Here is a 19,257-nt window from a genome sequence, read left to right on the forward strand (position 1 = left end):
GCGGCGTATGGATAAATTAGTGCCCGCGAAATACAATGTCTGCACCCTCCTAGATAACGGGTCGTGCCTGGCCCTGTGTGTCAGTCGCCTACTGGAGTGGTCGGATTCTTGGAGGAAAATAAGGCATGCTGAATAATGAACAATGACATACATGGAGCCAAAGCCGCAATCAAATGCGACCTGTATGTGCTCGGGTGGGCCTCCGTGAGCCTAAGTGCGGCATTTGGGCTGTGCGTGCTGATCGGTCCCACTGCACTTGGCATAGCAGCCATTGTTGGCATTGCTGCAATTTGGAAAGCTCGCTGGAGCAAGCACCGCCTTTCCAAGCGACTCTGGTGGTATTGCTGGGGTGGGCTTCTCGTGCTGGATGCAGCAATGGCGTTGTTCGAGACTCACCCTTGGGTCTACGGCGTCAAGTAGCGCGAGGAAAAGCACCCCTCTCTTTGGAATTCGCGGGAGTTCGCTGGAAGCGAAGCCGGTTTCCAGGTGCTCACCTATAGGATGAGCAATGAACACAACTCTCGATCACTGTCGCATGAGCGAGCTCTCGCCTAAATCCCAATCCTGATAAGCCGCCCCCTCAAAACTCCACCGATGCCATCATCATGCATTGCGTCAACTTCGACATCGGCTCCGCGGCGCGACATGTAAAGGTGGATGGAAGGCATTATCCGCTAACGCTTCAGGCAGTCGGGCGTGACCACTACATAGGTCGCGCTCTCGGCGAACCGATCCTTGCATTGCGCATCGATTTCCGGGGTACGCCGAACCATGGCGTATTGCGAGTCAACGGTTGGATCCTCCCCGTTGAGCCAAGCAGTCTGCTTGTCCCCGAACGGATGTTGAAATGACGTGTTGGAGATCATGAGGTTGATTTCCGGTGGCAATTTTTTATCGTATGACACCGTATTCCCCGGCATGAATCCAGGCAGGTCGAACTGCGCAACGTGATTTGCATAATCGATAGCGCGGAGTACCGGAACGACAGGAACAGCAAAGGGTTCCAAGATATGGAAAGCCGCGAATCCAGCGAGGATTGGCGCAGCGAGCCAGCCATACTGCCACGTGCGCGGCCAGCGATCACCCACTAACCTCACACCGTTGACCATCGCCAGCGTCACGACCACGAACATGTGTTTCTTGACGGCGTAATCCGAGCCGGCGTGCCCGACATGCAAGACAATATATTGCGCGACCGCGAGTATGGCCGTGGCAAGTCCAGCGCACCCCAGTACCGCGTCAACTTCGCTCGGCGAACGACCGCTGAAGTTTCTCCACAACGCCATCAGCGCGATCGCCCCGCAAACTGCCGCAGCCACAAGAGTGAATGAATAGCTGAATTGCACATATCCGTTCGTTTCTGACGCGGCACGCATAGCCTTGAATGAAGGGTGAACGAGCAAGATCAGTACGGACCCCACTGCGGTCAAGCCCAGCGCGCACGCAATCCCTACCGGCGACCGGCCTGCGCGCCACGCCAGGACGCTCTGATAGAACATCAGCAACAAGCCGCAACCGAGGATCTGGATCGCGATCAGCGCATGCACCCACATGGCGATAGCACCCACCACAATGACTATAAGCGCTCGAGCCCATACATTTGTAGTGCGGGCCAGGCCAACCAGGGTCATTAGAAGCGCGACGTCAGCTACCTGTTGCGAGTAAAAGTAGTTGAGCGCTACTTCCCACCCGATCAGTGAGTGAGTGTGCGCGAGCAGAATGAAGGCGACCGCGACCAGGGCAAAGTTTACGGGAGAATCCTTTCCGACCAACTCGAGCACGAGCAGGTACGACACGTACACAGATGCGACAGAAATTAAAACAATCGCCACCAGTCCAGAGCCGCCGATCCAGCCCACTACGGCGGCAAGCCAATGCGCACCGGGGGGATATATGCTCATGATCCCGATCTGTACTTCCGGGCGCCGGCCGCCATGCTTCATGATTTCATCGACGAGCATGAAGTGCTGGACAAAATCCATGCTTAATTCGATGAAACGTCCAAAGTTCATTAGGAGGGCGATGCCGACTAGCGACGCCAGCAGATAATTAGGGACGCGATGCGTTCTTTTTTGCATTGTGAAAATATCAGCTTTAGGCAAGAGCGCCATCATAAACGCCTCACGCGAATTGCCTAACAGAGAACCGCTCCTAGGTCGCCATGCTTGACTTCCATACGCCTGCTCGCGATCGGGGCCATTGTGCCAAGCCGTATTGCCATATCGGCTGACAAACGAAGGTCAGATTCGCATTGATGTCCTGAACTTCACGCCGGCCTACAGGCCATTGCCTGAAACGCGCCCTTCACCATTGAAACTGACACGCACCAAATAACTGCGGTTGCGTGTGGTTGAAACCGACATGAACGCTTTGGACGAACGAGCGAAATCTTCGACTTTCGCAAGATCGTTTGCATCGAGCAGAAAAGAAACGCTTGGATAAGCCTTGGGAAACTCGGCATTCAATAAGCGCTGATCGAATTCGAATGTGCTGCCCGCCCCAAACATCTGGTACAGATAAAAACCACCCATGAAAATGGACGCATGCGAGACAAAGACGGGCCTGCCGCGTCCGTTAGCCCATACGAATGCCATCGCCTGCGCAACATCGGGGTCCGCATATCCCCCCGCTGCCGTCACCGTCGGACGCGTCAGCATGTGGACATGTATCGCATTACGAAAGTCTCGGTTGCGCGCCGCGACAACGAGCACCGCGAGAACAAGCATCACACCGAGTACTGCCATCGATCCCTGTTTCATCCATGCGCGGCCAATTCCTCTTGCAACGAGGAAACCTCTCAGCGTTGAAATCGTCAGAACGGTGAACGCAGTAAATAAAGGGCCGACAAACCACTGAGGGACGTTCTTGGTAATGTCCCAGATATTGAAGTCAGTCAGGCCGTGCAAACCCAATTTCAGGTGCAATAGAACCAGCACCAGCGTCACCGGCAAAAACGAAAATAGTGCGACAAAGCCCGGTTGCCGATACCTCGGTTTCGCAAAAGGAAGAAGCATGCAACCCAGAACGGCCACCAGGATTACCGGTGACAGGTTTTCTCTGAAAGAGCGAAGCAAGTAGGTGACAAATCGCGTGTGCCCATCGAGCGGTGCCCGGTCTTCCATCACGGCATGCCCAAATGCGTCGGTCCAAACCGCGATGTGAGCAACGGCCGGCATCAGGCATAAACAGAATACGAAAGCGACCAGCGGCACGAAAGGCGTAAGGGGCTGAAGCCAGGCGCGGTCCTGACCAGCGCCGCCCACATACCGTCGCAACAAACAAAGCCCGAGAATGAGGACCGCCTGGCAAACGATTAAAATCAGCAAAGGCTGATGACTACCCTCTCCAGCCTGCAACGACGATTGAATCCCGGCAATGGAAACAGGCAGGGCAAGTAGTGTCCACGCCAGCAATGAAACAAGATCCGGCAATAAGCGAGCGCGGCCCAGCGACAGCGTCAAGTAGATCGACCAAAACACTAGCCCATACGGCACGACCACGCTACCGAGAAAGATAGCGGCAGAAAAGTAGAGGTTCGACTCGTGCCGATGCCGCCCGGTTTTGTCACCAACTAGCGATACCGCCGCAGCGATGAACATTGGCACGGCAAAGATCGAGTCTTTGCCCAAATTGATCATGCCATACATGCCGAACCGGCTTAATACCAGGCCTGCGAACAACACAAGCGTGACTATCAGACGTGGGCGGAGTCCGAGGCGCTCGCCGACATGCGCGGACACGAAAGCTGCCATCAACACGAGTAGCACTTTCATGCCGGCGCTGGTTGTAGCGACGGGCAGCGTTCCTTGCAACAGAGCGGGCAGTAGCATGATGCCGGAAAAACCCGGCATTGGCGGAGAGGGAATGGACCCAGTCAACAAACCTACCGCCCGGGTAAGAGCCCCGGTCGCCGCGTTGTCCGCGGCATTCCATCCCCAACCCAAAACGAAGTGCTGGATTTGCAGGATCTGGATCGAATCGAGCACGCTCGGAACCTGAAAGCACGCAAACGTGCCGACGAGCAACCCGAGAATTGCGACGGTCACAAGGTGAGCCGGAATGCGGCCTCCCTTTCGAACGAAACTCCTGCGCGATAACACAATGCCGCCGCCAATGATGATCAGGTCGAGAACGGCGGTACCGACTGCCAGATACGGCTTCGACGCGCCTGGAAACAATACCCACGCAAACAAAAACCACACCGCATTCAGATGGATGCCCAGTGCAAATGGTGTCAGGAAGCGACTTGCACCAGTTCTGCGAAACTTGAGCCCCAGCGCCCCAACCATTTCACGCAGCGCCCAACCGGGCAACCATACATGCAGCAATGCGGTCAGCAGTGCTATCGAGTAGATCGTTGCTGTCATCTAGTCACTGTTGGACTGGCATCCCGTGCTTCTCGCATCGAGTCCCCGGCCGCAAGCGTACTTTCAATAATACCGGCCACTTCCTTCCCGTCCCGAATCGCGTAATTCGTGCCCCGGTCTTCAGGGTAGATCTGAGCCATCGTTGAAATAAGCGCGTTGCCAAAAGGAGTCTCGCGCCCCGGCACATACTTCGAATAGTCGCGCTCAGTGACGGGCTGCGCATAGTCAGCACGCCAGAGCCGGAAATCCTTGATCCAGGACCGCTGCATCTCGGGGAACATACGCTTCAAATGATCCAACGCATACTGAAGGTACTGTTCGTCACCATACTTCCAGACAGGGTCGGCCGTCGCAATGTAACGAGACAGGAACACGATGTGATTGCCAGCATAGTTAGCCGGCGGATCGAAGTTCGTGTGTTCAATAACCCCGACAAACGGAAAGCCAGGATCGTTGACATTGAGCCAGTAAGTATCGGAAAGGCTCCGATCCATTTCGAGCACAAGGCACATATTGCCCAGGTAATTCACGCGGCGTAGCGACTCGATCCATTTCGGAGCAGTCACATTCTCGAGCAAATCCGCGATTAATGGAAAGGCTGGCGTAAGCAGATATTGCCGAGCGCTAACTTCCTCCTCGCCCAACTGCAGCGCTTCAATATTCCCGTTCGCCGCACGCACTCCGGTTGCTCTCACGTTGTACCGCACCTCGCCGCCGAGCTTTACGATTTCGTCGGAAATCGCACGTGCAAGACGACCAAACCCGCCACGGAAATAGGCTAGTTGCTCACCACCCTGCTTGTCTCGTGTGCTGCCACGCAAAACGAGTTTCTTCCAGAACCACACAGCGTTGACGGCATCGGCAAACACAGAAAACTTTGCATCGATCAGCGGCTGCCAAACTACGCGATACACCGTCTTGCCGCACAGCGGCTCGAGCCACTCGCGGATTGTTAGATGCTCGATCTGCCGCCAGTCCTTGATCTTGCGCACCTGGAAAACCAGTAAGCCTAATCGGATCCGGTCAATGATCGACAGCGGCGAGAAGCGCAACAAATCAAGCGGGGTAGAAAGCCGCCACATCTTTCCGTTGAAATACATGCCAGTCCGCGAAGGCAACGTCACAATCTCGCCCTCGAGACCCAGCTCCTTCACAAGTTGCGGCACGTATACATCGTTGTTGAACCAGTGATGGTAAAACTTCTCTATGGTTACGCCATCCTGAAACTGGAAGGTTCCGGCTAGGCCGCCCGGATGGGCGTCGCCCTCCACGATCAGCACTTTCCGGCCTGCACGGCTCAAGGCCAAGCCCGTGGTCAAACCGGTAAATCCTGCGCCCACAATGGCGACGTCATATTGTTGATTCATCGAATACGTCCAGTCTTGATTTTCAGCTACGAAACCGAACTGCGCGCACGCGCGGCAAACAGCTTCGGATTCAACAGGATTGCAATGCCACCGGCGACCGTGGTCGGTAACCAAAGAGACAAATGGGCGAGAACAGCAAAGCTGGCAGCCTGGGCCTCAGTACCGCCGAGCGCACGAACAGCTGCGAAGGCTGCAAGGTGAAACGGGCCAACATAGCCAGGCGACGATGGAACCAACGTCGAAAGCGTCGCAATGGCCATGACCATAAGGGAAGAAGCATAATCCGCATGCATCTCGAGGCCCCTGAACATCGCCCAGAACAACCCTGCCTCGCCCGCCCAGACAATTACCGACAAGAGCAAAACGTGGACCATCGTTCGCAAGCTGCCCATTGTGCTCAGTTGCTCTATCAGCGACGCAGCCAGTCGAATCAGTCTGGCTAGCGCTGGCGTGCGCTCGAAGCGGCGCGCGATCCATTCCAGCATTGAGATCAACGAACGTCCGAACACAACGATAACCGCCAAACCCGCCACGCCAACGATCGCAACGATTATCACCGTCTTGCCAATCCACTCGGGCAGCGGCATCGGTGAAATGAGCAAGCCGATTCCCAACGACAAGAGCAACGTCAGCAGATCGATCAACCGCTCAAAAACGAGGCTCGCGGTCGCGGTCACACGGCTTACTCCAATAGCCGACGGAAACACAAGTGCGCGCACTAGGTCACCGGCGCGCAATGGCAGCACGTTGTTCAACGCGATGGAGCCGAGAAACGGTGCAATGCACTGGCGAGTGCGTACGTTCGCACCGGCCGCGCGCAGCATCACCTTCCATCTCTCGATGCGAGCGGAATAGTCAACCGCAAGCGAAACAAGTCCAATGACAAGGAAGTGCCAGCGAAAATCCGATAGCGCAAGTTTCAGTGCATCGAAATCTACACGCCGGAACACGAGGACAAGACAGATGAGGGAGACCCCCACGCCGAGCACCTGTCTGATCCATGACTTCCAGCCGGCCGGCTGATGCGGAGCGCTCGACGGCGGTCGGTCGACGCCCGCTTGTTCGTCTTTCATCATCGGTTCCATGTCGCCCAGGGCGCTCTGCCGGATTCCCACAGAGCTTCAAGATGCCGCTTGTCGCGCAAAGTGTCACAAGGTTGCCAGAACCCGTGGTGAGTGAATGCGGCGAGCTTTCCATCGCGGGCCAAGTTCTTCAGCGGATCTTGTTCCCATGGCATCTCGTCGCCCGACACGTAGTCGATCGCGCTCGGTTCAACGACAAAAAAACCACCATTAATCCAGCCGATTTCGTCGCTAGGCTTCTCTTCGAAACTCGTTACGCCGCAGTCTGGCGCCAAGTTGAGTACACCGAAGCGACCTGGAGGCTGCACCGCAGCAACCGTCGCAAGTCGACCGTGCTTCCGGTGAAAAGCGATTTCGGCGGTGATATCGACATCTGAAAGCCCGTCGCCATAGGTGAGGCAAAAAGTTTCATCGCCCAGATAGGGTGCCGCGCGCTTCAAACGGCCGCCTGTCATCGTGTCCGCGCCGGTATCAATGAGCGTGACCTTCCAGTCCTCGGATTGCGAGTTGAGAACCTCGTGTGCACCCGTTCGCAGATCGATCGAAAGATCTGCCGTGTGACGGTAGTAATTGAAGAAGAATTCCTTGATCACATAACCCTTGTATCCAAGGCAGATCACGAACTCCTTGATACCGTGATGCGCATACGACTTCATGATGTGCCATAGCAAAGGACGACCACCTACCTCGACCATCGGCTTCGGCTTGTAGTCCGACTCCTCGGCAATGCGCGTGCCTAATCCGCCAGCAAGAATCACAGCTTTCATAAAATTCTCCTCAACTTTCTAAAGTCTGATGTCGGCCGGGGCGAGGTTCAGCGTCTCTTCTGCAATAGCGACGGGTTCAGCCCGCAATATTAAATAGATGCGCAGTAAATACTCGCCAAGAATGCCTAGCAGCAGCGACTGGAACCCTATGCCGAACAGCACAAGTATGTGAATGCTGGCGAGCCCGCGTGGCAGGTCGGGATGAAATGCGCGCAGGATAAGGTAATAGACCGTCCCAAGGGCCGACAGCCCGAGGAGAAACAGGCCACCATAAGTTGCCAGCCGCAGTGGCAAGACGGAGTGATTGAATACGCCCGCCAATCCAAGCTTGACCAACTGCGCCACGCCGAACTTGCTCGAACCCGCAACACGGGCCATACGCGAGTATGGCACCCCGATCTGCCTGAAGCCCATACCGGCGATCAGCCCGCGTAAATAGGGATTCGACGAGCGATACCGCTGCAATGCGTCAATGACCTTGCGGTCCACCAGACGAAAATCGCCAGCATCGCGCGGAATCGCGTGTTCACTCAGTTTATCGATGGTCCAATAGCCGAACTTGCGAAAGGTATTGATCAGCCATCCCTCTGGCCGCTTTTCGCGCACACCGTATACAACGTGGTACCCGTCGCGCCACAACTGGAAGAAGCTCTCCAGCAATTCGGGTGGGTCTTGCAAATCGGCGTCGATCTGCAAGACCGCATCACCGCGGGCATGCATATAGTTGGCGAGGATCGAACGCTGAAAGCCGACGTTCTTCGAGAAGCGAATCGCGCGAACTCTTTGGTCAACGCTGGCCAAGGCGGTAAGCTTCTCCCACGTCGCGTCGGACGAGTGATTGTCCGTGAACAGGAATTCGAGCCGGCATCGGTCAGCCATGGTCTCACTTAACTTTCGCAGACGGGCGTATAGCTGATCGAGATTGTCCGCTTCATTCAGTACAGGCACTGAAATTGAGATGAGCGGAAGATCTGCCGAAGTGTCCATCGATATTGTTTCCATGGCAATTAATTCGATGCGATTTGACGCAACGTTGCGCCCAGTCCGTCATCGAGTGAATGACTGGCGCGCCAACCGGTTGCCTGTCGCAGGCGAGCTGGATCGCCAACGACAACAGGTAGATCGTCCGGACGCAGCGCAAGCGCGCCAAAGCGCAGCAGGGATTCATCTGCGCCCATGCGGCCCGCTAATGCGCTCGCAAAATCTCGGACCGATGTTTTAGTACCGGTCGACAAGTTGTAAGCGCCATTTTTCATTCGGCCTTCGGTCAGCGCGAGCGCTGTAACGACTAAGCCGTCGCAGGCATCGTCGACGTACAAAAAGTCCCGAATCTGAGTTCCCGCCGAAAGAGCAACGGCCTTAGAGCATTGCAGGCTATGGATCAGCGAGGGCAACAGGCGATGCGCACCCTCACCGGGGCCATACACGTTGAATGCGCGAAGCACCGCAACCGGCAGCCCTTGCTCTGCAGCCGTCGCCAATGCCAACAGGCCACCTGCCGCCTTCGACGCCCCGTAGAGCTTATGCGACTCGAGTGGCATGTCCTCGGTGAGCAAGTCCGTGGGCTGAGCTGAATACTCCGCGCTGCTGCCCATCAGCACCACTGCACCGATCTTCGACGCGCGGGCTGCGGCGACGACCTCAGAAGGCAGCGTCGCATTTACGCGGACCAATTCAGCCCAGTTTCGATCCTGAGGATGCACGCCTGCGGCCGCAAGATGGAATACGACATCGAATTTATGCGCCGCCATGACCTGCTGCAGCACGGTTGCGTCGAGCTGTGCGCTTTCAAAATTGAGTACGCCCTCAACCGGACACGGGCGCCGCCCAACCGCGACCACCTGATGCCCTCGCACCAGTAAAGTCCGCGCGAGATTTATGCCGATAAAGCCCGACGCTCCCGTCAGCAATAGATTCACGAACGCATCCCTTCGCGCCAATCTGCCAATTGGCGCAGGCAAAGCTCACGTGCACCCGTGTTGCCCGCATGAAACGCACGGTACCAGGCTGCGGTTTCCTTGACCACACGCTTGGTATCCCAAGGTGGAGTCCAGCCAAGGACATTGCGTGCAAGGGAGCTGTCTAGCGCCAGCGCGACAGCTTCCGGTAGCGGGTTCTGCTGGAAATCCAAGTTTGGGCGCTCCCAGTCGTCCGAGAGAATCTCAAGCACGTTACGTACGCTGAATTGGCGAGAATCATGCGGACCAAGATTCCACGCACGCGCAAATGTTGCACGGTCTCGCTCTAATCCGGCGAGTAGCATCAAGTACCCTTGTACAAGTGCCAGCACATGCTGCCATGGGCGCGTTGCGTCAGGATAGCGAAGCGTCAACGAACCACCGGTGTTTACTGCTCGCGCGAAGTCAGGGATCAGCCGGTCCTCCGACCAGTCTCCGCCACCGATGATATTGCCACCGCGAGCCGTGGCAATTCCCATCGGATGCAGGGGATCCGATCCGAATGAGTAGCGATAACTGTCGATGACCATTTCCGCCGCAGCCTTCGAAGCGCTGTACGGGTCTTTCCCGCCCAAGGCATCGTTTTCCCGATAGGGCCAGGCCCACTCGTTATTTTTGTAGACCTTATCTGTCGTCACACAGACGATCGAACGGCAACTGGCTGTAGCGCGTGCTGCTTCCAGCACATGGGCCGTACCTGTCGCGTTGGTGGCGAAGGTCAAGACCGGCTCGCGATACGAGCGCCGAACAAGGGGCTGCGCCGCGAGATGAAGCACTAATTCTGGTTGAAAGCGTGTGAAACAGTCGAGCACAGCCTTGGGATCACAGACGTCGCCTTCGATTCCCGCAACATCCGTCGCGACATCGGCTTCGACATACAGCGAGGGCAAGGTGTCGGGCGCGAGCGAGAACCCCCCGACCTCGGCACCCAGCTGCTTGAGCCAGAGGCAAGCCCAACTTCCGGTAAAGCCTGTGTGACCCGTTACCAGGATCCGCTTTCCGGACAGCACTGATTCAAATCCAAGCTGATCTATCTCTCTCAAGAATACTCCCTCACCACCAATTCAAAAATTTTTAGCCGCCTAGAGCCGGCATCCAAGCCGCTCGTCGAAACACACATCTAGGCTCCGACCAAGCCGCCGACTCTGCAGATTGCGGCGCTTAAGAGCCGTCACAGTCAACATTACGGAACCCCCATGCAACCGGAATAAGTTGCATAGTCCGGTCATCTCAGAGGTATTTAACTAACGGATAACATTGCCCCGCCGACACACGGTCCCGGCAATGCGGCGCAATTATGCCATCACGCGTAATATTTTTGACCGAGAGACGTCAACAACCGGCGCTATCCGTTGATAAATGCCGCTTTATTGACGACGCAAGGCGATTATGGGCGAAAGGTCATCCACGAGCGTCATTCAATCTTCTCAAAGAATGAATAGGACAAAGCGCGAGCAATAAAATGCTTTGGGACGCTCCCTCGCAACGGAATTTACCACGAACCCACACGTTCGACGCCCGCCGCGCGGAAGCTTTGCCGATGGCACTAATGTTATAATTGTTAATCGTTACCTGCTAGGGCCCGTTACTAGATCGCCTCTTGTCGAAACTGGCGCAGCCGGTATTACCACCTCAGAGGTGGCTTACCGCGCGACCGTTCTGGCGCGACTCGGGAGTCCAGCTGGTCTGTCCTATTGATGAGCGAGGGAAATCGACAATGTCGACACGCGCAGCAACCATCACCAAAGCTTCCAAAATCTACGTGGCTGGTCATCGTGGCATGGTTGGCTCGGCAATTGTCCGCCGCCTGAAAGCCAGCGGATATGAAAACATCCTGAGCGCGACGCGTGCGGAACTTGACCTTGAAGATAACCACGCCGTACGGTCGTTCATGCAGCGTGAAAAACCGGATTATGTCTTCCTCGCCGCAGCAAAAGTTGGCGGCATCTACGCCAACAACACGTATCCTGGCGAGTTCATCTTTCAGAACCTTGCCATCCAGAACAACGTTATCCATTCGGCCTACGAAGCAGGTGTCCAGCGGTTGTTGTTTCTAGGCTCATCTTGCATCTATCCGCGGGAGTGCCCTCAGCCTATCCGCGAAGACTACCTGTTGACTGGTCCGCTCGAACCGACCAATCAGCCTTATGCCATCGCCAAGATTGCCGGGGTCGAACTCTGCGACGCCTACAACCGTCAATATGGTACGCAGTACGCGAGCGCCATGCCGACCAATCTCTACGGTCCCAACGACAACTATGACCTCGCGACGAGCCACGTGCTGCCGGCGCTGATTCGCAAGGCCCATGAAGCGAAATTGCGCGGCGATCACGAACTGGTCGTCTGGGGCACAGGTACGCCGCGCCGCGAATTCATGTATGTCGACGACATGGCCGACGCCTGCGTGTTCATGATGGAATCCGGCGTACCGTCCGGCCTATTCAACATCGGCCTGGGAACGGACGTCACGATTCGCGAAGTGGCGCAAGCGGTGGTCGAGGCAGTCGGCTTCGACGGAAAATTGACATTTGACACCACGAAACCCGACGGCACACCCCGTAAACTCTTGTCCGTTGACAAATTGAAGGCTCTCGGCTGGAAAGCGAAGACTGAGTTGCCAGAAGGCTTGCGCCTCGCCTATCAAAGTTTCCTGAACGGGGACAAGCGGTAGCTGACCAGCGTATGCCCAACCGCAAGCCCGCCGTCACCGTCGTCGTTCCGTCGTTCAACCAAGGGCGCTTTCTCAAAGACGCCCTTCAATCGATAGCCGCGCAAAACGTCCCCACCGAGATCTTCGTGATGGACGGCGGCTCGACCGACAATTCGGTCTCGATCATCCGAAATTGGGAATCGAAGCTCGCAGGCTGGCGTAGTCACAAGGACGACGGACAAGCTGCCGCGATCAACGAAGGCATCGCCCTGGGTACAGCACCTTACGTTTGCTGGCTCAACAGCGATGACTTTCTGTTGACCGGCGGACTGGACAAACTCGTCGCAGCGCTGGAGCGCCACTCTTTGTGGCCAGCCGCGTACGGCAAGGCCCTGCATCTCGACGAGGTCACCGGCCGGCGCACTCCCGCGTGGGTCGAGCCGTTCACCGAGCGCCGCATGGCAACACGGTGTGTGATCACCCAGCCGGCGTCACTGATCCGGCGCAGCGCGTGGTCCGCAGTCGGAGGCCTCGACGTATCCCTGAAGATGGCGCTCGACTACGACCTCTGGTGGCGTCTTTATCGCACCGGTGGTCCGCTTGGCTTTGTCGATGAAGAAGTCGCTGTCAATCGCAACCACGATGAAACCAAAACGCGCATTCATCGCCGCCTGCATTACAAGGAAGCGATGGAAACCGTGCGCCGTCATCATGGCCACGTACCCTTGAAATGGTGGCTCGCCCAGCCATACGCCGTTTGGTGGAAGACCCTCATCCGCTAGCATGCGAGTTCTCCATTTCTATAAGACCTACAAGCCGGATACGATGGGTGGCATCGAGCAGGTGATCGGCGAGATCTGCAGCGGCTCCGCAAGCCGTGGTGTGGCTAGCGACGTTCTCACCGTCAGCCGCAACACCTCAACGGTGGATCTCGGCGACCACATGCACTATCGGGCGCGGCTCGACTTCAAGGTCGCGTCGTCGGCGTTTTCGCTGTCGGCGCTCTCACGGTTGAAGGAACTCTCCAAGCACGCGGATTTGATCCACTACCACTTCCCCTGGCCGTTCATGGATATGGCGCATTTTCTCACACGCCTGAACAAGCCGACGGTCGTCACCTACCACTCGGATATAGTCCGGCAGAAAACACTCCTGCACTTTTATCGGCCCTTGATGATGCGCTTTCTCGGCAGCGTCACGCGCATTGTTGCGACCTCGCCGCAGTACGCAAAGAGCAGCGTGGTATTGCAGCGGTTCGCCGATAAGGTCGAGGTGATCCCTTTCGGGTTGAACACGCGAGCTTATCCTCCCGCAACCGAAGCCAGACTGGCCGAATGGCGGACCCGCGTCGGACCCAAGTTCTTTCTTTTCGTTGGTATGCTGCGCTACTACAAGGGCTTACATGTCCTGCTGGACGCCCTGAACGGCTCCGAATATACCGTCGTCATACTTGGTGGTGGCCCCCTCGAGAATGAATTGCGGTCGCAGGCTGCGACGCTGGGATTGCGCAACGTGCATTTCGTCGGCGCGCTGCCCGATGAAGACAAGATCGCCCTGCTTACGCTGTGCCATGGGCTCCTCTTTCCGTCGCATCTGAGATCTGAAGCATTCGGCATTTCACTGCTGGAAGCCGCCATGTTCGGCAAGCCGATGGTCTCGTGCGAGATCGGCACCGGAACGTCTTACGTGAACGTGGCTAATGAAACCGGGCTTGTTGTGCCGCCAGGCGACCCCACCGCGTTCCGCAATGCAATCGATCAGATCTGGCACGACGAAGCGCTCGCGGTGAGATTCGGAGCTGCGGCGCAACAACGTTTCCGCAAGCTTTTCACCGCGGAAAAGATGGCCGACTCGTACGTCGATCTGTATAAGCGGATTGTTAACGAGGCACCACGCTGACGTCAGATATCCCCGGATTCGAGCCTGACCAAGCCAGACTCGGCAGTGGGGACTCGCGTCGCCGCAACGCGGGCGATGTGTGCTGAATTGCGAATGAAAGCGTTCATGGGCCACCGCGGGTATCCGCCGCATGAATGTGCTCGCACAAAGCCGCGTGGCTTATGAGGCCAGGGTAAATCACCCCTCAACTCGAAGCGCAAGTTGACAGTCTCTGAACATGACTCGTTTATCGGAAACAGATTCGTCTCCTGACTCTTCCTTCGCGAGTTTCAACGCCCCTTGGATTTCAAAAAGAAATTCGAGTTGCGCGAGGTTCCGCAGCTCGACGGTTCACGATGGCGAAGTGCACAGCTTTCCCCTTTTGTGACGAATCGCAGCATGCCGACCGAAGACGCTCTCCGTCACCATTCTTCCTAGCAATTAGCGAGTGCCTAGGAATCCGTGCATCGATTTGGTCAGGACAACGGACCAGACGCTTGACAATATTATCTTCGAGTCAAATCTGCTCTCGACACTAATAGACTCCGGATCAAGCCGCCGCCCCAAAATCAATTGGGTCGGTGGCTCCGCTGTATCTCGGCCGATCCGACGAAACACAAGCTTGGTCCCAATTCACGAATTATTCGTTTAGAACGAAAAACCCGCCTTGTTCCGGCGCAGATCTTCCTCGACCATCATCTTGCAAAGCTGCTCCAGTGTAGTCTTTGGTTCCCAGCCGAGCTTTTCCTTCGCCTTTGCGGCGTTGCCGATCAACAGCTCAACTTCGGCCGGACGGTAATACTTTGGATTCACGCGAACCAACACTTTGCCGTTTGAATCGATGCCCTCTTCCTTCTCTCCCGCGCCGCGCCAGTTCAGTTCAACACCGGTCGCCTTGAACGCCATGGTGACGAAATCGCGAACCGTCTCTGTCCGGTTGGTGGCAAGCACGAACGTATCCGGCTCGTCGGCCTGGAGCATACGATACATACCGTCGACGTATTCCTTGGCAAAGCCCCAGTCGCGTTTTGCATCGATGTTACCCAGTTCGAGCACATCCAACTTCCCAAGTGAAATCTTCGCCACCGAATCCGTGATCTTGCGCGTCACGAACTCGCGGCCGCGCAAAGGCGACTCGTGATTAAACAGAATGCCGCTTGAACCAAAAATATCGTACGACTCACGATAGTTGATCGTAATCCAGTGGGCGTACAGCTTCGCGACGCCGTAGGGACTACGCGGATAAAACGGCGTGTCTTCCTTCTGCGGAATTGCCTGGACTTTCCCGAACATTTCGGAGGTAGAAGCCTGATAAAAACGAATCGATTTATCGACGGTACGGATTGCTTCCAGCTGGTTCAACGCGCCTACGCCGGTGATTTCTGCCGTGGTGATCGGCTGGTCGAATGAGACGCCGACAAAACTTTGCGCCGCGAGGTTATAAACCTCACGCGGCTGGGCCATTTCGAGCAAGCGGATGGTGGTGCCCAGATCAGTCAGATCGTGCTCGACCAGGTTAAGCTTCGGATGATTCAGGACACCGAGTTCCTCCATGCGCCAGAAATTGACCGAACTCGTACGCCGGTAGGTGCCATGAACTTCGTAGCCCTTCTCAAGCAACAATTGCGTGAGGTATGCCCCGTCTTGCCCGGTAATGCCTGTGACCACTGCGCTCGTCAATTCCTTCTCCTTTAAGTAGACCCATCTGCTCGATAGAGCTATCGTGCTTGATGGAGATAATGCTCAGGGCTCAATTGTAACCGAGCCAACTTAGCCGCCAGACGTTCCTGCCTCAGTCACAAGACGCGGGGGCGGTACCCGGCCCCACAGTGCGCCCGGCTGGGCCGACTTTTCGCCAGCGCAAAACGGCGAATGACCGCATTTCGATATATGGATGCGACGCACAGCGCGGCTGCGCCTGACCGCGAGACGCTAGGAGAGATTCTAGACTCAGAAAAAATGATAAAAATCGTGCGGAGTGCAAGCGCTCATGAATCAGTTCAGGCTCCGTATCCCTCATTGAATAGATCACGTTGCGTTCGCGTGGATGCTCGGTGCAGGCCGCCCCGGTTCCCAGCACAACAGGCATGACGATGAACATTTCGCGGTTGGAACGGACCCAAGCATGCCTTCTGATATGAAATTTGTGATTCGGCATAAATGCACGCGCCGATTTTAATATATTCCCGATCTTTCAAAGATGTAAATTTTGATTACGACAAGAGAATTTCACGACCGTCTGGTGACGTCGACTAAGGATTTAAATATTATTTGCTTCTATAATAGAGAATTCTTGGAAGCTGGTTCAAATTTGCGTCAAAATAGATCCTCGCAAATTTATCGGCAAGGAACTCATTTGGTTTGAAGTTAAGGATGGTTTTTAACAATTGACCGCATTGTCAAAATTGGAAAATCAAGCATTTCGGGCGACACTAGAAATTCTTAAGCGGGGCTTTTATGACGCGCCGCCAAAAGCTCGAAGCTATCCTCGCCCGCCCTTCGCTTCATGTCGTGAAGCAGACAACGACAGTCGCGCGTGCCAGTCGGGGAGCGAGAAATTATCACTGCGGTGCTGTGGTTTGGCTGAAAGGGTTGCACGGCGCAGGTCAGTTTACAATTGCAGACGCGACGTAGCGCAATCTTTACGCGCTGGGTATGCAAACCACTCTTCTCGACGATGATAATGTCCGGCTTGGCTTATGCGCCGACCTAGGATTTCCGAAACGGATCGTAATGAAAACGCCCGGCGCGTCGCCGAGACGGCCAAACTGTTTATAGTGGCGGCATAGTTGTCATCGTGGCGCTAGTATCCAATTCGGGAGACACGGAAACAAATGAACAGCTACTCGACCCGGACGACTTTTCTCGAAGTCTATTCTAGCTGTCCGTCTATAGTTTGCCAAGGGAGAGATCCCAAAGGTCACTATGCTCGAGCAACGCGCCGAGAAGGTCCAGAATCGCTTTCACTGAAGGCTGTTTTCAACGTCCACGTCGACAGCGATTGCTCAGACGGAGCCCAGACGCCGAGGTGTGGAGTAGCAACCAATTCCAAGCCTCCTCCTCTGTCGCATCGGCACTTCTGCCTTCCAAATGCATGGACGCGAGGGCATCGATTCAAGGAGAAGCCCCCCGGAAAAACGCATGCCGGGCACGGCCTCGATGCATTGATAGCCCGCCAGGTTCCCATATATTCGCCAGCGCATCGAAATTCAATTCTTAGTGAAACAACACGTACCTGCCCCAAAGAATTTTGGCAGTTAAACTACTCGCTTGTGGCGCCACCGCACTTGCAAAGACTTGCGACCGCGGATGACACGCCGGCATTGCGAATACCGTTACGCGCCTGTCCTCCGACACTCCTTCACCGATTTTGTAGCCAGTGCCTCACTTATGCTGCTTTCCCCTGCCCAATACTTTCCACCCCTTGCTTTCGGCGATATCCAGGGTTGCCGCGAAGCATTCCAGCGTCTTCTGGCGAAAGCCGCGCCGAGCCACGCCACACCGCTGTGGTTCGCTGGCGACATCATCAATCGCGGCCCCCAATCACTCGCTACGTTGCGTGACCTGATCGCCCTCGGCGACCGCGCCGTCGCTGTCCTTGGCAATCATGACTTGCACCTGCTGTCCGTATCAGCGGGTATTCGGAAGTCGAAGAAGGGCGACACCATCGACGAAATCTTGGCCGCGCCGGATGCCGCCGATCTCCTCGACTGGGTGCGCCATCGTCCAATCGCTCACTTCGACCATGGCATGCTGATGGTTCACGCGGGTGTCCTGCCACAGTGGGACGTGGCGCTGACCCTTGAACTCGCCGATGAATTCCAGCGCGCTCTCCGCGCGGCTAACTGGAAAGAAACGCTCGCGAGTCTCTACGGCAACGAGCCGACGCGATGGAGACCAAAGCTCAAGGGCAGCGACCGTCTGCGCGTAGTGTGCAACGCGCTGACGCGCCTGCGCTTCTGCTCCGCCGAAGGCGACATGGATTTCTCGTCCAGCGGCAGTGTGGGCTCCGCCCCTCCGGGCTTCATGCCCTGGTTCGATGTGCCGTCGCGCGGGACCGCGGACGTGACCGTCGTGTTCGGCCATTGGGCTGCGTTGGGTCTCGTTATTCGCGATAACGTCATCGGCCTCGATTCAGGCTGCGTATGGGGACAAAAGCTGACAGCAATGGAATTAGTCAGCAACCCCGCCGAACGTACGGTGACGCAAGTGGAATGCTCGGACTGCCGCGCGGTGATCGACTAAATAATCGACCGAACGCTCTGCTTGGCAATTTTACGGATTTGCCAGCCGATCCACCATGCAGTGTTCCAACGCCTCACGCCAGTCGGGCGGCGTTAGTCCAAAAGTGGCGAACAACTTCCGGTTCGATAACCGCGAGTTGCGTGGGCGAGCCGCCGCGGGATACGGCGAATAAGCTGCTGTAGGGATCGCTTTGACCACGGGTTTCTGCTTCAGCGTCGACATGTCGAAGATGGCCTGAGCGAAGCCGCACCACGAGGTCGCACCGGAAGCCGTCAGGTGGTAAACGCCCGAGTATCGCAGCCATTCATCGCGGTCCTCGACAACAAGCTGGGGCAAGATCTCAGACGTGATTGCCGCGATGGTCCGCGACCATGTCGGTGCGCCTATCTGATCGGCCACCACGCTCAACTCTGCCCGCTGCGCACCGAGCTGCAGCATCGTGCGTAAAAAGTTCTTGCCCCGCACGCCATACACCCAGCTCGTCCGCAAGATCAGATGCGCACAACCTGACGCAGCAATCGCTTGCTCGCCGGCCAACTTGCTCGCGCCATAAACGTTCAACGGATTCGCGGCGTCGCCTTCTTCGTACGCACCGTCTTTCGTGCCATCGAAGACGTAATCTGTCGAGTAGTGAACGAGCAGCGCGCCTAAACGCTTCGCCTCCTGCGCCAGAATGTCCGGTGCTTCGGCGTTAAGACGCATTGCGTTAACGACGTCGCTTTCGGCGGAATCCACAGCGGTATAAGCCGCCGCGTTCACAATCAGCGCCGGCGATAATTCACGCACGATCCGTCGAACCTGTTCGAAGTCCGCAAGATCAAGACCTTCTCGGTCCAGCGCCACCACGTGCCCCAGACTCCGCAACGTACGCGCCAGTTCGAAACCAATTTGACCGTTGGCGCCCGTCAACAAAATCAGTTTGCGTTCTGGTTCGATGCTCATC

Annotated in this window: 16 protein-coding genes and 1 pseudogene; 7 read left to right on the top strand and 10 right to left on the bottom strand. The window is 56.4% G+C overall.

Features of this window, described 5'->3' with window-relative positions; translation table 11 throughout:
- Positions 1-135: 135 nt before the first annotated feature.
- On the top strand, positions 136-420 hold the full coding sequence (locus ACMX25_RS26880; protein WP_414953050.1) for a hypothetical protein: 285 nt from the start codon (positions 136-138) through the stop codon (positions 418-420).
- A 254-nt stretch (positions 421-674) separates the two neighbouring features.
- Here the strand turns inward: ACMX25_RS26880 and ACMX25_RS26885 are convergent, their stop codons facing one another.
- The 8 genes from ACMX25_RS26885 to rfbG all read right to left on the bottom strand — a co-directional run bounded on the left by ACMX25_RS26885 (position 675) and on the right by rfbG (position 10,584).
- Positions 675-2,114, bottom strand: coding sequence for a hypothetical protein (locus ACMX25_RS26885; protein WP_414953051.1), 1,440 nt, complete (start codon positions 2,112-2,114; stop codon positions 675-677).
- Between the two features lie 162 nt (positions 2,115-2,276).
- The gene (locus ACMX25_RS26890) at positions 2,277-4,367 is read right to left on the bottom strand and encodes a hypothetical protein (RefSeq protein WP_414953052.1); all 2,091 of its coding nucleotides are present in this window, start codon (positions 4,365-4,367) and stop codon (positions 2,277-2,279) included.
- Positions 4,364-5,734: an NAD(P)/FAD-dependent oxidoreductase gene (locus tag ACMX25_RS26895; RefSeq protein WP_414953053.1), complete on the bottom strand. Its 1,371-nt coding sequence runs from the start codon at positions 5,732-5,734 to the stop codon at positions 4,364-4,366. The genes ACMX25_RS26890 and ACMX25_RS26895 overlap by 4 nt, the downstream gene beginning before the upstream one ends.
- A gap of 26 nt (positions 5,735-5,760) precedes the next feature.
- Complete coding sequence (locus ACMX25_RS26900) at positions 5,761-6,810, bottom strand: lysylphosphatidylglycerol synthase transmembrane domain-containing protein (protein WP_414953054.1); 1,050 nt, start codon at positions 6,808-6,810, stop codon at positions 5,761-5,763.
- Complete coding sequence (gene rfbF, locus ACMX25_RS26905) at positions 6,807-7,583, bottom strand: glucose-1-phosphate cytidylyltransferase (protein ID WP_414953055.1); 777 nt, start codon at positions 7,581-7,583, stop codon at positions 6,807-6,809. The genes ACMX25_RS26900 and rfbF overlap by 4 nt, the downstream gene beginning before the upstream one ends.
- An 18-nt stretch (positions 7,584-7,601) precedes the next feature.
- Positions 7,602-8,585 (bottom strand): glycosyltransferase family 2 protein, encoded by a 984-nt coding sequence (locus ACMX25_RS26910; RefSeq protein ID WP_414953056.1) that lies wholly within the window; start codon positions 8,583-8,585, stop codon positions 7,602-7,604.
- Between the two features lie 5 nt (positions 8,586-8,590).
- Positions 8,591-9,502 carry an NAD-dependent epimerase/dehydratase family protein gene (locus ACMX25_RS26915; RefSeq protein WP_414953057.1) on the bottom strand — a complete coding sequence of 304 codons (912 nt, stop codon included), beginning with the start codon at positions 9,500-9,502 and terminating at the stop codon, positions 8,591-8,593.
- Positions 9,499-10,584 carry a CDP-glucose 4,6-dehydratase gene (gene rfbG, locus ACMX25_RS26920; protein WP_414953058.1) on the bottom strand — a complete coding sequence of 362 codons (1,086 nt, stop codon included), beginning with the start codon at positions 10,582-10,584 and terminating at the stop codon, positions 9,499-9,501. The genes ACMX25_RS26915 and rfbG overlap by 4 nt, the downstream gene beginning before the upstream one ends.
- A gap of 674 nt (positions 10,585-11,258) precedes the next feature.
- On the opposite strand from rfbG, the gene ACMX25_RS26925 reads away from it, so the two are divergent.
- Genes ACMX25_RS26925 through ACMX25_RS26935 form a run of 3 tightly spaced genes read left to right on the top strand, consistent with a single transcriptional unit; the run spans position 11,259 to position 14,090 of the window.
- A complete protein-coding gene (locus tag ACMX25_RS26925; protein WP_414953059.1) occupies positions 11,259-12,212 on the top strand; it encodes a GDP-L-fucose synthase family protein in 954 nt (317 codons plus the stop codon).
- A gap of 11 nt (positions 12,213-12,223) precedes the next feature.
- Positions 12,224-12,973, top strand: coding sequence for a glycosyltransferase family 2 protein (locus ACMX25_RS26930; protein ID WP_414953060.1), 750 nt, complete (start codon positions 12,224-12,226; stop codon positions 12,971-12,973).
- Position 12,974: 1 nt separating this feature from the next.
- Positions 12,975-14,090: a glycosyltransferase family 4 protein gene (locus ACMX25_RS26935; RefSeq protein ID WP_414953061.1), complete on the top strand. Its 1,116-nt coding sequence runs from the start codon at positions 12,975-12,977 to the stop codon at positions 14,088-14,090.
- 627 nt (positions 14,091-14,717) lie between these two features.
- Here ACMX25_RS26935 and gmd read toward each other — a convergent pair.
- Positions 14,718-15,749, bottom strand: a complete 1,032-nt coding sequence (gmd, locus tag ACMX25_RS26940; protein WP_414953062.1) for a GDP-mannose 4,6-dehydratase — start codon at positions 15,747-15,749, stop codon at positions 14,718-14,720.
- A gap of 969 nt (positions 15,750-16,718) precedes the next feature.
- On the opposite strand from gmd, the gene ACMX25_RS26945 reads away from it, so the two are divergent.
- From ACMX25_RS26945 to ACMX25_RS26955, 3 genes and pseudogenes are all read left to right on the top strand, one after another.
- Positions 16,719-16,847 (top strand): hypothetical protein, encoded by a 129-nt coding sequence (locus ACMX25_RS26945; RefSeq protein ID WP_414953090.1) that lies wholly within the window; start codon positions 16,719-16,721, stop codon positions 16,845-16,847.
- 35 nt (positions 16,848-16,882) lie between these two features.
- Positions 16,883-16,999, top strand: a pseudogene (locus ACMX25_RS26950) (adenylyl-sulfate kinase); the annotation flags it as partial.
- A gap of 460 nt (positions 17,000-17,459) precedes the next feature.
- Positions 17,460-18,314 (top strand): symmetrical bis(5'-nucleosyl)-tetraphosphatase, encoded by an 855-nt coding sequence (locus ACMX25_RS26955; protein WP_414953063.1) that lies wholly within the window; start codon positions 17,460-17,462, stop codon positions 18,312-18,314.
- Between the two features lie 30 nt (positions 18,315-18,344).
- Here the strand turns inward: ACMX25_RS26955 and rfbD are convergent, their stop codons facing one another.
- Positions 18,345-19,256, bottom strand: coding sequence for a dTDP-4-dehydrorhamnose reductase (gene rfbD / locus ACMX25_RS26960; protein WP_414953064.1), 912 nt, complete (start codon positions 19,254-19,256; stop codon positions 18,345-18,347).
- Position 19,257: the final 1 nt, after the last annotated feature.

It is taken from the genome of Caballeronia eucalypticola (assembly GCF_047608185.1).
Classification (GTDB): domain Bacteria; phylum Pseudomonadota; class Gammaproteobacteria; order Burkholderiales; family Burkholderiaceae; genus Caballeronia.

Coding starts and splice junctions, on each gene's coding strand:
- ACMX25_RS26880 (WP_414953050.1), top strand. CDS start 136: ATGAACAATGACATACATGGAGCCAAAGCCGCAATCAAATGCGACCTG.
- ACMX25_RS26885 (WP_414953051.1), bottom strand. CDS start 2,114: ATGATGGCGCTCTTGCCTAAAGCTGATATTTTCACAATGCAAAAAAGA.
- ACMX25_RS26890 (WP_414953052.1), bottom strand. CDS start 4,367: ATGACAGCAACGATCTACTCGATAGCACTGCTGACCGCATTGCTGCAT.
- ACMX25_RS26895 (WP_414953053.1), bottom strand. CDS start 5,734: ATGAATCAACAATATGACGTCGCCATTGTGGGCGCAGGATTTACCGGT.
- ACMX25_RS26900 (WP_414953054.1), bottom strand. CDS start 6,810: ATGATGAAAGACGAACAAGCGGGCGTCGACCGACCGCCGTCGAGCGCT.
- rfbF (WP_414953055.1), bottom strand. CDS start 7,583: ATGAAAGCTGTGATTCTTGCTGGCGGATTAGGCACGCGCATTGCCGAG.
- ACMX25_RS26910 (WP_414953056.1), bottom strand. CDS start 8,585: ATGGAAACAATATCGATGGACACTTCGGCAGATCTTCCGCTCATCTCA.
- ACMX25_RS26925 (WP_414953059.1), top strand. CDS start 11,259: ATGTCGACACGCGCAGCAACCATCACCAAAGCTTCCAAAATCTACGTG.
- ACMX25_RS26930 (WP_414953060.1), top strand. CDS start 12,224: ATGCCCAACCGCAAGCCCGCCGTCACCGTCGTCGTTCCGTCGTTCAAC.
- ACMX25_RS26935 (WP_414953061.1), top strand. CDS start 12,975: ATGCGAGTTCTCCATTTCTATAAGACCTACAAGCCGGATACGATGGGT.
- ACMX25_RS26955 (WP_414953063.1), top strand. CDS start 17,460: ATGCTGCTTTCCCCTGCCCAATACTTTCCACCCCTTGCTTTCGGCGAT.
- rfbD (WP_414953064.1), bottom strand. CDS start 19,256: ATGAGCATCGAACCAGAACGCAAACTGATTTTGTTGACGGGCGCCAAC.